Origin of the sequence: Brevundimonas sp. SPF441 (assembly GCF_009661015.1) — a bacterium.
GTDB classification, from domain to species: domain Bacteria; phylum Pseudomonadota; class Alphaproteobacteria; order Caulobacterales; family Caulobacteraceae; genus Brevundimonas; species Brevundimonas vesicularis.
The window spans coordinates 1-17,110 of record NZ_WJWX01000028.1 but is presented as its reverse complement, the minus strand read 5'-3'; the positions used below and the strand labels follow the sequence as shown (position 1 = coordinate 17,110).

Below are 17,110 nucleotides of genomic sequence, written 5' to 3'. Positions count from 1 at the left end.
TCAAAGGAGGCGCTGACGATGCCCTGGTCCCTGATTTCGACCCGCAATGAGACAGTTCAGATCGCCCGCGGCGGCTGGCTGGACGCGCTGCGTTTCATCGTGGCCTTCCTGATCATCCTGCATCATTTCCAGGCCGCCGGTCCCGAGCCGCTCGCCCACCTGATCAATCCGATCTTCGAACGCGGCGGCTTCCTGCTGACCAACTTCTTCCTGATCGACAGCGGCTATGTGCTGATGCGTGTTTATGGCGCGGCGGTGGACAAGGGTCGGATGTCGCCCGGCGACTTCTTTCTGAAGCGGTTCCTGCGCGTCGTGCCCGCCCACCTGATCATGGGTTTGTCGCTGGTCGCCTTCGTGCTTCTGGCCACCGCCGCCGGCTCGCCGCCCCGCAATCCCGAATGGTTCGCCTGGGATCAGCTGCCGGCCCAGCTGCTACTGCTGCAATCCTATGGCGTGCATGGCGGTTTGGGCTGGAACGCGCCGACCTGGTCGATCTCGGCTCTGATCGGCTGCTATCTGGCCTTCCCTTGGATCATTCGCGGCCTGATGCGTCTGGGCCCGTGGTCCGCCCTGGCCGTCGGCGTCGGCGTCTATCTGATCGCCAACCAGCTGTGCTGGTCGTTCCTCGGCTATCCCGTCTATCAGATGCCGATGCGCCACGGCATCATCCGCGCCTTGCCGCTGTTCTTCCTGGGCATGTGCCTGGCCTGGTTCGCCCAGAAGGTCTGGATCGCCCCGCGCCTGGCCGGTTGGGCCGGGGTGCTGGCCGCCGTCGGCTTCTTCGCGCTTCAGCTTCACGACAAGCACGCCCTTGCCGCCCTGACCCTGATCTCGATCATCATCCTGGCCGCCGGCGCCGTGCCTGTGACCAAACCCTCGAAGTGGGTCGAAACCGCCGCCATGGTCTCCTTCTCCATGTTCATCTCCAACGAGGTGGTCCGCATCGTCTGGTTCGGCGTGGTCAATGCGGTCGAGGCGCGCGTCGCCTTGCCCCTCTTCGTTCAATGGGGCCTGTGGGGCCTGGGCGTCATGGCGGCGGTCGCTTTCGCCTTCGCCTTCCACTTCGCGATCGACAATCCGATCCAGACCCGCATCCGCACCTGGCTGAAGCGTCGCAGCGCCCGTCGCGGCAAGGCGCAACCCAAGCTCGGCCCGGTCATCTCCATCGACGGCTGACTGCCCTGGGCGAGCGGTGATCCTCGACCCCAAGGTCGCCTTGGCGACCGACGATCCTCGACCAAAGTCGCTCTCTCCACCCGCCCCGCTCTCGGTCAATGTCGGCCTCCACGCATCCTGAAGGATGTGCAGAACGGCCGATAACGGCGACACGGGAGGAAATGGAACATGGCAACCGACGCACCCCTTGCGTCCGGAGGAGAGGAGCACACCGTCGATCGCAGCGATCGCCTGGTCATCCTCGCCTCATCGGTCGGCACCGTCATCGAGTGGTACGACTTCTATCTCTACGGCTCTCTGGCGGCGATCATCACCGTCCAGTTCTTCTCGGGCGTCAACGAAACCACCGGCTACATCTTCGCCCTGATGGCCTTCGCCGCCGGCTTTGCGGTGCGGCCCTTCGGCGCCATCGTCTTCGGGCGGCTGGGCGACCTTTGGGGACGCAAGAACACCTTCCTCGTCACCATGCTGCTGATGGGTCTGTCGACCTTCGTCGTCGGCCTGTTGCCGCCCTATGCGGTCATCGGCATCGCTGCGCCCATCATCCTGGTGCTGATGCGCCTGATCCAGGGCCTGGCCCTGGGTGGTGAATATGGCGGCGCCGCCACCTACGTCGCCGAGCACGCCCCGCAGGGCAAGCGTGGCTTCTACACCTCCTTCATCCAGATCACGGCGACCGCCGGCCTGGTGCTGAGCCTCGTGGTGATCCTGAGCGTCCGCCTTGCGGTCGGCGAAGAGGCCTTCGCCGCCTGGGGCTGGCGCATTCCGTTCCTGGTCTCGATCCTGCTCTTGGGCGTCTCCCTATGGATCCGCCTGAAGCTGGCCGAAAGCCCGTCGTTCAAGAAGATGAAGGCCGAGGGCAAGGGCTCCAAGACCCCGCTGAAGGACAGCTTCGGCAAATGGCCGAACCTGAAGATCGTGCTGATCGCCCTGCTGGGCCTCACCGCCGGCCAGGCCGTCATCTGGTACACCGGTCAGTTCTACGCCCTGTTCTTCCTGGAACGGGTCATGAAGGTCGACGCCACACTGGTCTATGTGCTGCTGACCATCGCGCTTGTCGCCGCCTCGCCCTTCTTCATCTTCTGGGGCTGGCTGTCGGACAAGGTGGGCAGAAAGCCGATCATCCTGGCCGGCTGCCTGATCGCGGCCCTGACCTATTTCCCGCTGTTCAACGCCCTAACGCAGGCCGCCAACCCGCGTCTGGCCGCCGCCGCCGCCTCGGCGCCGGTCACGGTCTATGCCGATCCGGCCGACTGCAATCTTCAGTTCGATCCGGTGGGCAAGACGGTGTTCAACCACTCCTGCGACGTGGCCAAATCCTATCTGGCCAAGGCGGGCGTGACCTACACCAACGTCGCGGCCCCGGCCGGCACCGTCGCCGAGGTGCGTATCGGCGATCAGGCCGTCATCCCCAGCTTCCGGGGCGACGCCATGGCCCCGGCCGACTTCGCCGCCCAGAAGAAGACCTGGGACAAGAGCCTGGGCGAGGCCCTGACCGCAGCCGGCTATCCGGCCAAGGCCGACAGCGCCCTGGTCAACAAGCCGATGGTGGTGCTGATCCTATTCATCCTCGGCTTCTACGTGACCATGGTCTACGGACCGATCGCGGCGGCCTTGGTCGAGATGTTCCCGACCAACATCCGCTACACCTCCATGTCCCTGCCCTATCACATCGGCAACGGCTGGTTCGGCGGCTTCCTGCCGACCACCGCCTTCGCCATCGTGGCAGCGACAGGCAACATCTACTCCGGCCTCTGGTACCCGATTGTGGTGGCCCTGGGGACGGTCGTTCTGGGCTTCCTGCTGGTCAAGGAAGGCAAGGACGTCGATCTGAACGCCTGATCCTGCTTTCAGGCGGAATGAAGGGCGGGTCGTTGCAAGACGGCCCGCCTTTCGCTTGTGAAACACCCCGTGCCCGGTTCAGATGCCCCGATGTTCAGCCTGACGATCCTCGGCCTGGTCGCCGCCTATATGGCAGTGCTGTTCGCCGTCGCCTGGTCTCAGGAACGGCCGTCGGCGCGCGCGCGCGGCAAGGGGCTGGGGCCGTCGGTCTACGCCCTGTCGCTGGCGATCTACTGCACCTCATGGACCTACTATGGCGCGGTCGGCACGGCGGCGCGCGACGGGTGGGAGTATCTGCCCATCTACATCGGCCCGGTGATCGGCCTGACGTTGCTGTTTCCGCTGTGGCGCCGGATCGCGGCGGCCGCCCGGCGCGAGAACGTGGGCTCCATGGCCGACTTCGTCGCCTCGCGTTACGGCAAGAGCCAGACCCTGGGCGCGGCGGTCACGGTCGTCGCCATCCTGGGGTCGCTGCCCTATATCGCGCTGCAGCTGAAGTCGCTGTCGATGGCCGGCGCCCTGCTGACCGCCGGCACGCCGGTTGCGGGATCCGAGGGTCTGACGGTCCTGGTGCTGGCCGGGGTGCTGGCCTTCTTCGCCATCCTGTTCGGCGCCCGTCGTCCCGACCTGACCGAGCACAATCGCGGCCTGATCCAGGCCATCGGCCTGGAATCGATGGTCAAGTTGGGCGCCCTTCTGTTCGTCGCCGTCTTCGCCCTGGTCCTCCTGCTGAACGAAGGCTCGCCCCCGCGCATCATCGAAGGCCTGGGCGCCCTGGCCGCGCCGCCCGAGGTCACGCCGCGCTTCACCGCCATCACCCTGCTGTCGACCCTGGCCATCTTCTGCTTGCCGCGCCAATTCCATGTCGCCTTCGTGGAGGGCGGTCAGCCGTCGGACGTGAAGCGGGCGCGGTGGATCTTTCCGCTCTATCTGCTGCTGACCAGTCTGGCGGTGCTGCCGCTGGTGGCGGCGGGCGCCCTGTTCGCGCCGTCGGTGAATCCGGACCTGCTGGTGCTGGCCCTGCCGTTCCAGCGCGGCGAGACCCTGCTGACGGCCGTGGTCTTCGTCGGCGGCTTTTCCGCCGCCACCGCCATGGTCATCGTCGAGGCCGTCGCCCTGTCGGCCATGGTGTCCAACAGCCTGATCCTGCCCTTCCTGGCGCGCGAGCGTTGGCGGGTGCGCGGCGACGCCTCAGACATGGCGGGGACCATTCTTCAGGTGCGGCGGGGGGCCATCGTCGCGGTCCTCTTGCTGGCCTGGCTCTATTACCAGGCGACGGACCAGTCGCGCGGCCTGGCGGCCATGGGGCTGGTGTCATTCGCGGCGATGGCCCAGCTGGCGCCGGCCCTGTTCGGCGCGGTCCTCTGGCGCGGCGGCCATGCGCAGGGGGCGCTGGCGGGCATGACGGTCGGGATGGGCGTCTGGATCGTCATGCTGGCCCTGCCGCAGCTGTCGCCCAGCGCGCCCTGGCACCTGCACGTCATGATGGGGGTCAAGGATCCGCTGGCGCTCGGCGTCTTGGTCAGCCTGGCGTTGAACCTGGCGGCCTATGTCGGCGTGTCGCGCTTTGCTCAGCCCCGCTTGATCGACCGGGTTCAGGCCCGCGCCTTCGTGGATCGGCTGGGACCGGACTGGATGGAGGCCCGGCCCGCGCCGTCGGGCGCCTCGGTCGGCGATCTGCGCGCCCTGGTCGCCCGCTTCATCGGCGACGAACGGGCCGAGCGCGCCTTCACCGCCTGGGGCGATGAGACAGACACCAAGCTGCGTGACGCCGACCCGGCCGACGCGGCCCTGGCGCGCGCCGCCGAACGGATGCTGGCCGGCGCCATCGGGGCGGCCTCGGCCCGGCGGGTCATCGCGGCGGCGCTGGCCGGCGTCGGGCGCGCGCCTGAGGACGTGGTGCGGATGCTGGACGAGGCGTCCCAGGCGGTTCAGTTCAACCGCGACCTGCTACAGACCACGCTCGACAATATCGACCAGGGCGTGATCGTGGTGGACGAGGATCTGCGCGTCACCGCCTGGAACCGGCGCTACGTCGCCATGTTCGACCTGCCACCCGGCTTCGTCCACGTCGGCCTGCCCATCGCCGTCATCTATCGGCTGAACGCCGAGCGCGGCGAGAGCCCCGACGACATCGAAGCCTGGGTCGAGCGACGGCTGGAAGCGCTGAGCCGCCGCATTCCCCACGACCACGAACGCCAGCAGCCCGACGGCCGGGTGCTGCGTTCCTCCGGCGCGCCGATCCCCGGCGGCGGCTACGCCACCAGCTACACCGACATCACGGCCCTGCGCCAAGCCGCGCGCGAGCTGGAGGAGGCCAACGAACGGCTGGAGGCGCGCGTTGCGGACCGCACCGCCCGACTGGACGAGGCCCGGCGCGTGGCCGAGGACGCCACGGCCTCCAAAACCCGGTTCCTGGCCGCCGCCAGCCACGACCTGCTGCAACCGCTGCACGCCGCCCGCCTGTTCATCGCCGCCTTGAAGGAGGAGCCGGCGCTGGAAGATGCGACCAGCCGCACCCTGGCCGTCAACGCGGACCGCGCCATCGACAGCGCCCACCGTCTGCTGACCGCCCTGCTGAACCTGTCCAAGCTGGAGGCCGGCGGCGTGCGGACCAATGTCGCGCGGCTGTCGCTGGGCGGCCTGTTCGACGAACTACGCCGCGAGTTCGCGCCCGTGGCCGAGGCCAAGGGTCTGGATCTGACCGTGACGTCCAGCCGCCTGTGGGTCGCGTCCGACCGTGATCTGCTGCGCTCCATGCTGCAGAATCTGGTGGCCAACGCCATCCGGTATACGGATGTCGGCCGGGTGTTGGTCGGGGCGCGTCGGCGGGGCGAGACGGCGCAGCTGTTCGTCTGCGACACCGGACGCGGCATTCCCGATACCGAACACGAAACCGTCTTTGGCGAGTTCGTGCGTCTGCCGGGCGCTGTCGACGAACCGGGCGCAGGCCTGGGGCTGGCCATCGTGCGCCGCCTGTCCAGCCTGCTCGATCACCCGCTGGAGCTGAGTTCACGTGTGGGGCGCGGCACGACCTTCCGGATCACCGTGCCGCGCAGCGCGGCCGATGTGGTTCCCGACGTCGCGCCGGTGCGCGAGGCGCGCCTGCCGCTGTCGGGTCTGCGCGTGTTGTGCGTGGACAATGAGCCGGTGATTCTGGACGCGCTGAACGCCTTGCTCACCCGCTGGGGCGCGCGGCCGACGCTGGTCGCCAGCGTCGAGGCAGCCAAGACGGCGCAGGGGCCGTTCGACGCCGCCGTGGTCGATCTGCATCTGGGCGATGGGCCGGAAGGCTTCGCCGTCATCGATTGGCTGAGGCCCCAAGGCGTGCGCCGCATCGCCCTGGTCACGGCAGACACCCGCGACGGGCTGAACGAACAGGCCACGGCGGCCGGCGCCGTCCTTCTGCCCAAGCCGATCAAGCCGGCGGCGCTGAAGGCCTTCCTGTCTAGTTAAGCCGGGTCCAGCGATTTGGCCAGGATCACCGCCTGGGTCCGGTTGTGAACGCCCAGCTTTCGAAACACGCTGGTCAGATGCGCCTTGATGGTGGCTTCGGAGACGCCAAGGTCGAAGGCGATCTGCTTGTTCAGCCGGCCAGCCTTCAGCCCTTCGAGGATCCGCAGCTGCGACGGCGTCAGGCTGGCCACGCGGCCGGCCAGATCGTCGTCGGCCTCGGGCACATCCGGCGCCCAGCTGTCGCCGGCGAGAATGGCCGCGATCGCCTCGACCATCTGCGGCAGGGACGAAGACTTGGGAATAAAGCCGGCGGCGCCCAGACCCAGGGCGTGGCGCACCACCCGCGCATCCTCGCTGGCCGACACGACCGCCACCGGCACGGTCGGCTGCTCGGCCCGCACGGCGGCGAGGCCCGCCATGCCCTCGCTGTCCGACAGCTTCAGATCCAGCAGCAACAGATCGACGGGTCCCGCGACCATCGCGGCCCGGGCTTCGGCCAGGCTGGCGCATTCCACCACCTCCGCGCCCGGCGCCGCCTTGTCGACGGCCGAGCGCAGGGCGGCGCGAAACAGCGGATGGTCGTCGGCGACGACGATGCGATCCATGGGCTTCCTTCCGTGCGCGGCGTCTGACCGGCCGCGTCGTCGCCATCATGGCGCGGTTCGACTTTGGTCGAAATTAGACCAATGGCCAATGGCTCCCCGAGGCCGGAGGCGGAAAGGTCGTCAAAGGGACGCCCGCGCGAGACGGGCGCGGGAGGTTCATCATGATCACGAAAAGCCTGATGGCGGGAGCCGCCGCCGTTGCGCTGATGGCGACGCCCAACCTGGCCTCGGCCCAGGACCAGGCCGCGCTCGAGGCGCGCATCGCTCAGCTCGAAGCCCAGTTGAACGCCCTGAAGTCCGAGGTCGTCGCCGCGCGAACCCAGCAGGCGGCGCAACAGCAGGACATCATCCGCCTGGAAACCCGCCCCGCCGCGCCCGCCCCGGTCCAGCAGGCGACGGCGCCAGCGGCGCCCAGCGACGGCTTCCGCATCGGCGACCACACGGTCAAGTTCGGCGGCTTCGTCAAGGTGGACGCCTACGCCAGCCGCTACTCGGGCGGCGACCCGGCAAACGGCGACGCGCTGCGTGAATTCCACATTCCCGGCTCCATCCCCATCGGCGGGACCGATGAGGATACGGCGACCGACTTCAACGCCCGCCAGACCCGGTTCTGGCTGACCACCGACGGCATGATCGGCGGCCACAAGATCGGCACCCGCATGGAGATGGACTTTCAGACCCTGCCCGGCGCCGGCGACCAGCGGACCACCAGTCCCGCCAACCCGGCCCTGCGTCGCGCCTTCATCACCATCGACAACTGGCTGATCGGCCAGGAGTGGACGAACTTCCAGAACACCGCCGTCCTGCCTGAATCCGCCGACTTCATCGGCGCGGCGGAAGGCACGGTCTTCGCCCGTCAGGTCCAGGTCCGCTACACCCGCGGTCCCTTCTCGGTCTCTGTCGAGAACCCCGAGACGACCGTGACCCCGTTCGGCGGGGGCGCCCGCATCGTGGCTGACGACAACAGCATCCCGGACTTCACCGCCCGCTATGCGGTGTCCAAGCCTTGGGGCGATTTCCAGATCGCGGGCCTGCTGCGCCAGCTGAAATACCAGAGCCCGGCCAGCAACATCGACTCCACCGCGACCGGCTGGGGGCTGTCCGCCTCGACCAAGATCAAGGTCGGCGCCAAGGACGATTTGCGCCTGATGGTGACGGGCGGCGAAGGCATCGGCCGCTATGTCGGTCTGAACTTCTCCAACGACGCGGTGCTGAACGGCGCGGGCGATCTGGATGCGATCGGCGTGGTCGCCGGCTTCGCCGCCTATCGCCACGTCTGGGCGCCCGGCTGGCGTTCCAGCCTGATCTGGTCGGCGCAGAAGGTGGACAACGACTTGGCCTTCACAGGCCTGGCCGCCAACCGTTCGGCCCAGAGCTTCCACGCCAACTTGATCTGGTCGCCGGTTACGGCGTTTGATGTCGGCGCCGAACTGATGTTCGCAGACCGCGAGATCGAAACCGGCGCCAGCGGCGACATGACCCGACTGATCCTGTTCGCCAAATACGGATTCTGAATTGATGCCGGAGACGTCTCGCGTGCCTGATCCCGCCCTCTATCCCGTCCCCGCCGACTGGGCCGACAAGGCGCACATGGACCGGGAGGCGTACGAGGCGGCGCGGATCGCCGCGCGCGAAACGCCCGACGCCTTCTGGGCCGAACAGGCCAGACGTCTGGACTGGATCACCCCGCCGACCCGGATCAAGGACGTCTCCTTCAACAAGGAAGACTTCCGCATCCGCTGGTTCGAGGACGGCGTCCTGAACGTCTCGGCGAACTGCATCGACCGTCACCTGCCCCACCGCAAGGACGAGACGGCGATCATCTGGGAAGGCGACGATCCCGCCGACAGCCGCCACATCACCTTCGGCGAACTGCACGCCGAGGTGTGCCGCATGGCCAATGTGCTGAAGGCGCATGGGGCCACAAAGGGCGACCGGATCACCCTGTATCTGCCCATGATCCCCGAGGCCGCCTACGCCATGCTGGCCTCTGCGCGGATCGGCGCGGTGCATTCAGTTGTCTTCGGCGGCTTCTCGCCCGACAGCCTGTGCGGCCGGATCGAGGACTGCGGCTCCAACCTGGTCATCACCGCCGACGAGGGCCTGCGCGGCGGCAAGCACATTCCGTTGAAGGCCAATGTCGACGAGGCCCTGACGAAGGTGAAGGTCGACACCGTCCTGGTCATCCGCCGCACCGGCGCCGACGTGCCGATGATCGAGGGCCGCGACTTCGACTATGGGCTGGAGGCCGCCAAGGCCGACACCGACTGCCCGCCCGAGCCGATGAACGCCGAGGATCCGCTGTTCATCCTCTACACCTCCGGCTCGACGGGCAAGCCCAAGGGCGTGCTGCACACCACGGGCGGCTATCTGTTCTGGGCCGCCTGGACGCACGAGATCGTCTTCGACTATCGCCCCGGCGAGGTCTTCTGGTGTACGGCCGACGTGGGCTGGGTCACGGGCCACTCCTATATGGTCTATGGCCCGCTCGCGAATGCGGCGACGACCCTGATGTTCGAGGGCGTCCCCAACTATCCCGACGCCGGCCGCTTCTGGCAGGTGGTGGACAAGCACAAGGTCGAGATCTTCTACACCGCGCCCACGGCCCTGCGCGCCCTGATGCGCGAGGGCGATGCGCCGGTGAAGGCCTCTTCGCGCGCCTCGCTGCGTCTGCTCGGCACGGTGGGAGAGCCGATCAATCCCGAGGCCTGGCGCTGGTATCACGAGGTAGTCGGCGACGGCCGTTGCCCCATCGTGGACACCTGGTGGCAGACCGAGACGGGCGGCCATCTGATCACCCCCCTGCCCGGCGCCACCGACCTGAAGCCCGGATCGGCGACCCTGCCCCTGCCCGGCGTCGAGCTTCAGATCGTGGACGCCGAGGGCCAGCCGCTGGAGGGCGCCGTCTCCGGCAACCTGTGCATCACCGACAGCTGGCCGGGCCAGATGCGTACCGTATATGGCGACGATCAGCGCTTCTTCGACACCTATTTCTCGACCTATCCGGGCCGCTACTTCACCGGCGACGGCTGCCGTCGCGACGAGGACGGCTACTACTGGATCACCGGCCGGGTGGACGACGTCATCAATGTCTCCGGCCACCGGATGGGCACGGCCGAGGTCGAGAGCGCGCTGGTCCTGCACGACGATGTCGCCGAGGCGGCGGTCGTCGGCTATCCCCATGACATCAAGGGCCAGGGCATCTACGCCTATGTCACCCTGAACAACGGGGCCGAGGCGACCGAGGATCTGAGAAAGGCCCTGGTCGCTCACGTTCGTCACGAGATCGGCCCTATCGCCGCCCCCGACGTGATCCAGTGGGCGCCGGGCCTGCCCAAGACCCGGTCGGGCAAGATCATGCGCCGCATCCTGCGCAAGATCGCCGAGAACGAGATCGGCGCTCTGGGCGACACCTCGACCTTGGCCGACCCGTCGGTCGTAGACGATCTGGTCAAGAACCGCGCCGGGGCCTGAAGACGCGGGTTCAATGCGGGGGCTGATGCGCCTATCTGTGCGTCACCCCGCCGCAGCCTGAGCCGTCCATGCCTCGTTTCCTGTCCCGCCTGCCGATCGACGGCTATCTGCTGGCCCTGATCGGCATGGTGATCCTGGCGGCGCTGTTTCCCGCCAGCGGACAGGCGGCCGTCGTCATGGACGGGGTAGTCAAGGCCGCCATCGCCCTGCTGTTCTTTCTGTATGGCGCGCGAATGTCGCCGGCGGCCATCGGGGCCGGCCTGATGCACTGGCGGCTTCAGGGCACGGTCTTCCTGTCGACGTTCCTGCTGTTTCCGCTGCTGGGGCTGGGCCTGGTCTTTCTGATGCGAGGATCGCTTCAGCCCGATCTGCTGACGGGGATGCTTTATCTGTGCCTGCTGCCGTCCACGGTGCAGTCGTCCATCGCCTTCACCTCCATCGCCGGCGGCAATGTCGCGGGCGCCCTGACCAGCGCCAGCCTGTCGAACCTGCTGGGCGTGATCGTGACGCCGCTGCTGGTCGCCCTGCTGATCGGCGGCGCCAATGGCGGCATCCATCTGCAGTCCATTCTCGACATCGGTCTGCAGATCCTGGCCCCCTTCGCTGTAGGCCAACTGTGCCGCCCCCTGCTGAAGGACTGGCTGACCCGCCACGCCAAACTGACCGGCCTGGTCGACCGCGGCTCCATCCTGCTGATCGTCTATGCCGCCTTCAGCGAGGGCGTCGTCGCCGGCGTCTGGTCCCAGGTCGCGCCGCTGGATCTGGCCAAGGTCATCGGTCTGAACATCGCCCTGCTAGCCATCGTCCTGGCCCTGACCCTTTTCGCCGGCCGCGCGCTGAAGTTCGATCGGCCCGACCGGATCGTCATCCTGTTCTGCGGCTCCAAGAAGAGCATGGCCACCGGCATCCCCATGGCCGGCATCCTGTTCGCCGGTCACGCGGTGCCGCTGATCGTCCTGCCGATCATGCTGTTCCACCAGATTCAGCTGTTCGCCTGCACCATCATCGCCCAGCGCTATGCGCGCGAGAACGAAGCGGCCGCAGCCATCGAACAGACCGCCTAAGTCCGGCGCGGTGAGCTGAAAGAGAGATCAGGGCTGACGCGTTTTAGTATTCCCGTGCATAATATCATGCCTTCTGACGCATTAACATCGGCGATCAAGGTTAAGCCGCGTTAGGCGTGTTCGCTCGCGTGACATTAACGGGCGACGATCTAGTGTTCCTCTGCAATGTGCAGATCGGAACCGCAGATGACCCAAGGTATCCTTCGCGCTCTCGCCGCCGCCACGCTCGGGCTCGGCCTGGTCGCCGCCGCCGCCCCCGCCTTCGCCGGGCCGACCGCAGGCGGCACCTATCGCCTTCGCGCCACTGTGCCGGTCGCCTGCTGGGTCAAGCCAACCTCGCCCGTCCTGGCGGCCGCCGGTCGCTCTGGAGAGGTGGTCGAGGCTTGCAACAGCCCCGGCGGCTTCACCGTCTCGGCCCAGTATCGCCCGTTGTCGCTGACCGAAAAGGCGGTGATGTTCTACGGCGACCGGACGTTTGATCTGGACAAGTCCGGCATGCAGACCTTGCGCCGCTCCAGCATCGCGACGATCCGTTCGGTGTCCTATCGCTTCGACGACGTCGAACTGGAACAGCCGCTGATCCTGGCCCTGACGATTCAGCCGATCTGATCGACGACCATATCCATCCCAATTGAAGAGAGGCGGGGACGCGCGACGTCCCCGCCTCTTTTTGTTGGCTCCGGCGCTTAAAGTGCGGCGACCGTGAAGGTCAGGATGTCGGAATAATCGCCGGCGCGCTTGGCGGTCGTGCTGCCGACGCTGATGGTCAGCGGATAGTCGTCCAGTCGCGCGCGACGCGACACCACATCGACCCGACCGCCGCGCGACAGGTCCATGTCGCGATCGCCCAGAACCAGACCATAGGGCACATACCATTCGCTGGCGCCCTGACGCAGGCGGCCCTGGTTCTGCGACGCCACCGACACGGTGTATCCGGCCGTGCTCAGAACATAGAGGGTCGTGCGCAGTTGCCGAACACCTTGGGTCAGTTCCCCCAGGTCGATCGTCGGCGTGCCGCCGTTGCGACGAAACTCGCCCTTCAGACCCATGACGGCGGCTGACGGCACCTGGAGGCTAAGCGTGACGGGCTTTTCCGCCAGCGGTCGGCCGTCCGGTGTTTCCAGATTGATGAAGGCGTTCTGGGAATAGAGACCCGCCGACAGGGTTTCAGCCGGGGCGGCGGTGAAGGAGAAGCGCATCAGACCACGCTCTCCGGCCGCCAGGTTGAGCGGCCGCACCCCGATGCGGCGCGCGCTCTGGCCCGCGCGCGGCGTGACATCCGCGCCGCCTCGCTCGTCGACCAAGGCGTAGGCCATACGCTGGGCGCCGGCTTCGTTGACCAGGCCAAACTGCTCGCCGCGCAGTTCGACGCGGCTGACGGCGGTGCAGGGTCCGTCGCCCTGGTTCACCACGGCGACATCGAATTCCTGCACGGCCACGTCCTGATCGAACGGCTCGTAGCGCATCATCCATTGATCGGCGCCGGATTCGATCACCAGTTGGCAGCCCGGCGCGGCCTGGCTGGGCGCGGCCGCCATCAAGGTCGCTGTCGCAGCAGCGGCGGCCAGGAGCAGGGCGGATGTACAATTACGGGACATTTCAGCCTCCTCGGCTAAGTCTTGGGCTCAGGCTTCGGGCATGTCGAGCGGAACGGTAATGGTCTCGAGATCAAGCAGACCTTCGTTGTCCGCAGGAACCGTAAACTCGAACCCAAGCGCCGGCGTGGAGAACAGTTCGACGCGATAGCGCTTGCCCGGCTCCAGGTTCTGCACCGCAAACCGTCCAACCGAGTTGGTGAAGAACAGTTCGGGCTGTGCGTTCGCATCATCAAGGGGCGTCACACGACCCGAGATCAGCGACACAGGACGGTTTTGGTTGCCGACCAGACGACCCAGCGCGCTGACGAACTTGGCGCTGCCGACCTGGATAGCGTAGCCGCTCTTATAGGTCGGACGGACGCGCGCGATGCCGTCGCCGATGTTGTAGCCCAAGGGCGCGTCGAGCACATCATAACGCACCGACTGGTTCACATAGGCGGTAAGGTTGTTCGCCACCGCGCCGCCCAGCAGGCCGCTGCGGCCCGTGTAGCGACCGCCTTCGAAGCTGTCGCCGACGATGACGGGATGATCGTCGATGCTCTTGTGCGGATAGACGATAGCGAAGCTGTCGTAGATGTTGCGGCCAACAGCAACCTTGCCCCCGGTCGTCGAGATCGACGATCCGAAGCGCAGGTTCGTCACCTGCTCTTGCGTGATATTCGAGAAGTCCCGCCCGAACGCCGTATGGCTCAAGCTGGCGTCGAAGCGATTGCCGACATAATCGACCTGACCCGAAACGGTCGCCGGCCCATCGTCATAGGTGGAGGCCAGCGAATAGCCGAAGGAACCGACGCGGTTTTCGCTGGACTGCTGCGCGCGCACACTGCCGCTGTTGCGGGCCGAGTTATAGCGACCTTCGACACGGCGATCGTAACGCGGCTGCCAGATCAGGGCGAAGGTCGCGCCGAAGCCGCCTGACTGGAAGCCGCCGAAGCTGGCGCCGAAGTCGGAATACTCCAGCCCGACCTGCGCGCTCCATTCCGGGGCGAACCGGTAGGTGGAGGTGGCGTTGATCGAATAGGAATCGTCGATCAGATCGCTGCGGCTCATCCGATAGGAGGCGCTGACGTTCGCCAGCCAGTCCTGCGAGAACTGGTGCGAATAGCCGCCAGAGAAGACCCATGACGTCGGGTTCTGACCGGTCGGATTGCCGATGGAGGAGAAGTCTTCCGAGGTGAAGTCGGCGACGACGGTCCAGCTATCGAAGGTCTCGCCCAGATCGACGACGTGGTCGTAACCGAGCGCGAAGGCGTAACCGACGCCTGGATCGCCGTTGCTGGCGGCGGCGTCCAGGCGAACGCGCGCGCCGTTGCGAAGGATCAACTGGCTCTGGCCCGACAAGGTCTGGGCGTCCTGCGACGCCTGGAAACCGATGCCCACAGCAGGCCGGTTCTCGAACGCCTTGCGCCAGAAGCCGGTGAAGGCCAATTCGCCTTCGGAATAGTCGGGCGATCCGAAGATGCCGTTGTTGATGGCGCCGAAATAGGCCCCGTATTCGTAATCGCCCGGTTCAAGCTCGATGGCGTCCAGATAGGCGCTGTAGGCGACCGTTTCGGCGCGGCCCGAGTCGTTCTGGATTTCCAGCTGGATGTCGTTGGAGCCAGTTTCCAGCGGCAGGTTGGTCAGGTCGTACTGGCCGGGATCAAGGCGAAACTCGCGCACGAACACGCCGTTTCTCAGCACACGGATCGTCGAGGCTTCCTGCAGCACCAGCTGACGGCCGCCGGCCAGGACATTGTTGCGGAACGAGTCGAAGCGTTGACGCTGGCGCGACACGCCGACCCCGCCGAGCTGCGAGAAGCCCTGACGACCGCGGATTTCGGGTTCCAGATCGCCGAGATACCAACGGCGATAGTCTTCGGGCTGATCGAATACGAACCGGGCGTAGCGACGCTCGACATTGTATTCGCCGGTGAACAGATCCTCGCGGCCCTGAACGTCGGCTTCGAAGACCAAACGCTTGTAGCGGATGGCGCCGTTCAGGAAGACGCTGGGCTTACTGACATCGCCCGTCGATTCCCGACGCTGGATCGAGACGTTGCTGTTAAGATAGGCGCTGAAGGGTTCGGGCGGCAGGCCCGGCGTTTCCGGCTTGCCGCCGCGAAACAGCGACTCGACCGTCCGCTTGGTCGGATCGATGCGCAGGACCAGAACGGCCAACTGTTCCGGGTCATAGTCCAGCTGAATGCCGGTGTCGTTGATCTCCTCCGGCGCAAACGACGTGATGCCTTGCAGCCGCGTCGCGAGCTCGGTTTGGGCTTCCGGGGTCAGCAGGGGATCGATCAGCGTCTTGAAGCCCGCCGTGTCGACAATGAAGCGGTCATCACGCGTCAACACGACCGGAAGTTCGCCCAGCACGCGGCTGTTGAAGTTCAGCGGCACCGTCATCGGGATGTCGCGATCGTAGGGGTTGATGTCGCGACGTTCGCGCGGCGCGGCAGGCGCAGCAGCAGCAGTCGGCGGCGTTTGCTCGACCGGAGCCGGCGCCTCGGGCGTAGGTCCGGCTACCGTTGAGGCGGGCGCGGGCTGGGCGGGCGCCTGCATGGCATGAGCGCCGGAGGCGGCGGCTTCGCCAGCCGCCAGACTGGCTCGGTTAAGAGCCGCCGTAGCATCCTCTGCCGCCTGTTCGTAGGCCGCGTTAGCCGCCCTGACGGCGGCCAACGCCGATGATTCCGGAACGCACGCCAGCCCCCATGCCAGTGCGAGAACCGAGACGCCCCCCAGCGCTCTCATCGTCCGAACTTCAACGTGACGGGCTTGGCGGGATCCAGCGCCGTGCCGGTGGGCAGTTTAAAGGTTCTCTTGCCGCCACCGGGCGCCAGATAACCGACACCGACGGTCTTGGAGATCTCACCGCTGTCGTATTCGCGGCGGAAAGGCTGGCCGGCGGTATCGGTGCCTTCAACGATCCAGGTGGCGCCGCTCATCAAGGCATAGCGTTTGCCGGTGTTGGACACGACGATCTCGATACCGGGTTCCGCAGGCGGCGGCGGCGCGGCCTGACCATTCGTGAGGGTGGAATCGATCTCGGGCGCCGGCGGGCTGACCAAGGCGGGCGTCACCGAGACGACCTCGACCTTCGGCTCGGCGCCGGGCGGCGCCACGACGATCAGCGCCTTCATCGTATAGAGGACCTGGACCGACACCGCGCCGCCGCTCTCGGGCGTGGCGGTGGGGTCGGTGGCGACCGGCAACTGGCGGACCCATAGGTAATAGGCGTGGGACGTCTCGATCTTGGGATCACCGACCCACTGGACCCGAACCACCTGACGACCATTGACGGGCACCAGCCCTTGGGGCGGGAAGACCAGGAAGTCGTCGTCGGCGTCCGTCTCGGTCACATTGCCATTGGCGTCGATGTCCATGCGCGTGATGCGCGTCTCGAACGGCAAGGCGACGGATCCGACATTGCCGACCTCGATCCGGGCGGCCGATCCGGCGCCGGTCGTGGTCAGTTCAGACACCATCGGCGACACGCGCATGGCCCATGCCGCGCCGGCGATCGCCATGATCACGAGCGCAACCGCAAGCACGCCGATCGCCAAGGCGATAGACCTGCCCCTGCGAAGGCTGAACGATGAAGACATTGTGCTACTTCCCCCGAAGACCGGTCTGACGCCGGCTTGAGATTCCCGTCGCGAGCCGCCGCGCCCGGGCTGCTGCAAGCGTCGCGCCAGCTTGACTTAAGTATGGCGTAACAATGGTGACTGAAACGCAAACAGGGGGGACATGCAGACCCCCCTGTCGCCGTTTCTCAAGTCGTTCTGAAGATCAGAAGGCTTGGATGTTGACGGTCAGCTGGCCTTCATAGGCGCCGGCGAGCAGCGACTTGGACGGAACGGGGATGTTCACGTTCAGGGCCATGGCCGACTTCCAGGCGCCGTGGCTGGCGCTG

General features: G+C 66.7%; 11 protein-coding genes. 7 read left to right on the top strand and 4 right to left on the bottom strand.

What is annotated here, in order from left to right; genetic code table 11:
* Positions 1 to 18 precede the first annotated feature (18 nt).
* The 3 genes from GGC30_RS13960 to GGC30_RS13950 all read left to right on the top strand — a co-directional run bounded on the left by GGC30_RS13960 (position 19) and on the right by GGC30_RS13950 (position 6,474).
* Positions 19 to 1,176: an acyltransferase gene (locus GGC30_RS13960; RefSeq protein WP_153925449.1), complete on the top strand. Its 1,158-nt coding sequence runs from the start codon at positions 19 to 21 to the stop codon at positions 1,174 to 1,176.
* 168 nt (positions 1,177 to 1,344) lie between these two features.
* On the top strand, positions 1,345 to 3,018 hold the full coding sequence (locus GGC30_RS13955; RefSeq protein WP_153925446.1) for an MFS transporter: 1,674 nt from the start codon (positions 1,345 to 1,347) through the stop codon (positions 3,016 to 3,018).
* Between the two features lie 90 nt (positions 3,019 to 3,108).
* Complete coding sequence (locus tag GGC30_RS13950; protein ID WP_153925443.1) at positions 3,109 to 6,474, top strand: PAS domain-containing hybrid sensor histidine kinase/response regulator; 3,366 nt, start codon at positions 3,109 to 3,111, stop codon at positions 6,472 to 6,474.
* Here GGC30_RS13950 and GGC30_RS13945 read toward each other — a convergent pair.
* Positions 6,471 to 7,079, bottom strand: coding sequence for a response regulator transcription factor (locus GGC30_RS13945; RefSeq protein ID WP_153925440.1), 609 nt, complete (start codon positions 7,077 to 7,079; stop codon positions 6,471 to 6,473). The two genes, GGC30_RS13950 and GGC30_RS13945, sit on opposite strands and share 4 nt — an antisense overlap.
* 161 nt (positions 7,080 to 7,240) lie before the next feature.
* On the opposite strand from GGC30_RS13945, the gene GGC30_RS13940 reads away from it, so the two are divergent.
* The 4 genes from GGC30_RS13940 (at position 7,241) to GGC30_RS13925 (ending at position 12,226) form a co-directional block, all read left to right on the top strand.
* Positions 7,241 to 8,593, top strand: a complete 1,353-nt coding sequence (locus tag GGC30_RS13940) for a DcaP family trimeric outer membrane transporter (RefSeq protein WP_153925437.1) — start codon at positions 7,241 to 7,243, stop codon at positions 8,591 to 8,593.
* Between the two features lie 4 nt (positions 8,594 to 8,597).
* On the top strand, positions 8,598 to 10,553 hold the full coding sequence (acs, locus tag GGC30_RS13935; protein WP_153925434.1) for an acetate--CoA ligase: 1,956 nt from the start codon (positions 8,598 to 8,600) through the stop codon (positions 10,551 to 10,553).
* A gap of 68 nt (positions 10,554 to 10,621) precedes the next feature.
* Positions 10,622 to 11,617, top strand: coding sequence for a bile acid:sodium symporter family protein (locus GGC30_RS13930; RefSeq protein ID WP_153925431.1), 996 nt, complete (start codon positions 10,622 to 10,624; stop codon positions 11,615 to 11,617).
* Positions 11,618 to 11,803: 186 nt separating this feature from the next.
* Complete coding sequence (locus GGC30_RS13925) at positions 11,804 to 12,226, top strand: hypothetical protein (RefSeq protein ID WP_039246275.1); 423 nt, start codon at positions 11,804 to 11,806, stop codon at positions 12,224 to 12,226.
* A gap of 77 nt (positions 12,227 to 12,303) precedes the next feature.
* On the opposite strand, the gene GGC30_RS13920 is transcribed toward GGC30_RS13925, so the two are convergent.
* From GGC30_RS13920 to GGC30_RS13910, 3 genes are all read right to left on the bottom strand, one after another.
* Positions 12,304 to 13,215 (bottom strand): hypothetical protein, encoded by a 912-nt coding sequence (locus GGC30_RS13920; protein WP_153925428.1) that lies wholly within the window; start codon positions 13,213 to 13,215, stop codon positions 12,304 to 12,306.
* A gap of 27 nt (positions 13,216 to 13,242) precedes the next feature.
* Positions 13,243 to 15,876 (bottom strand): hypothetical protein, encoded by a 2,634-nt coding sequence (locus GGC30_RS13915; protein ID WP_228763754.1) that lies wholly within the window; start codon positions 15,874 to 15,876, stop codon positions 13,243 to 13,245.
* Between the two features lie 68 nt (positions 15,877 to 15,944).
* Positions 15,945 to 16,760: a hypothetical protein gene (locus GGC30_RS13910; RefSeq protein ID WP_228763753.1), complete on the bottom strand. Its 816-nt coding sequence runs from the start codon at positions 16,758 to 16,760 to the stop codon at positions 15,945 to 15,947.
* Positions 16,761 to 17,110 lie beyond the last annotated feature (350 nt).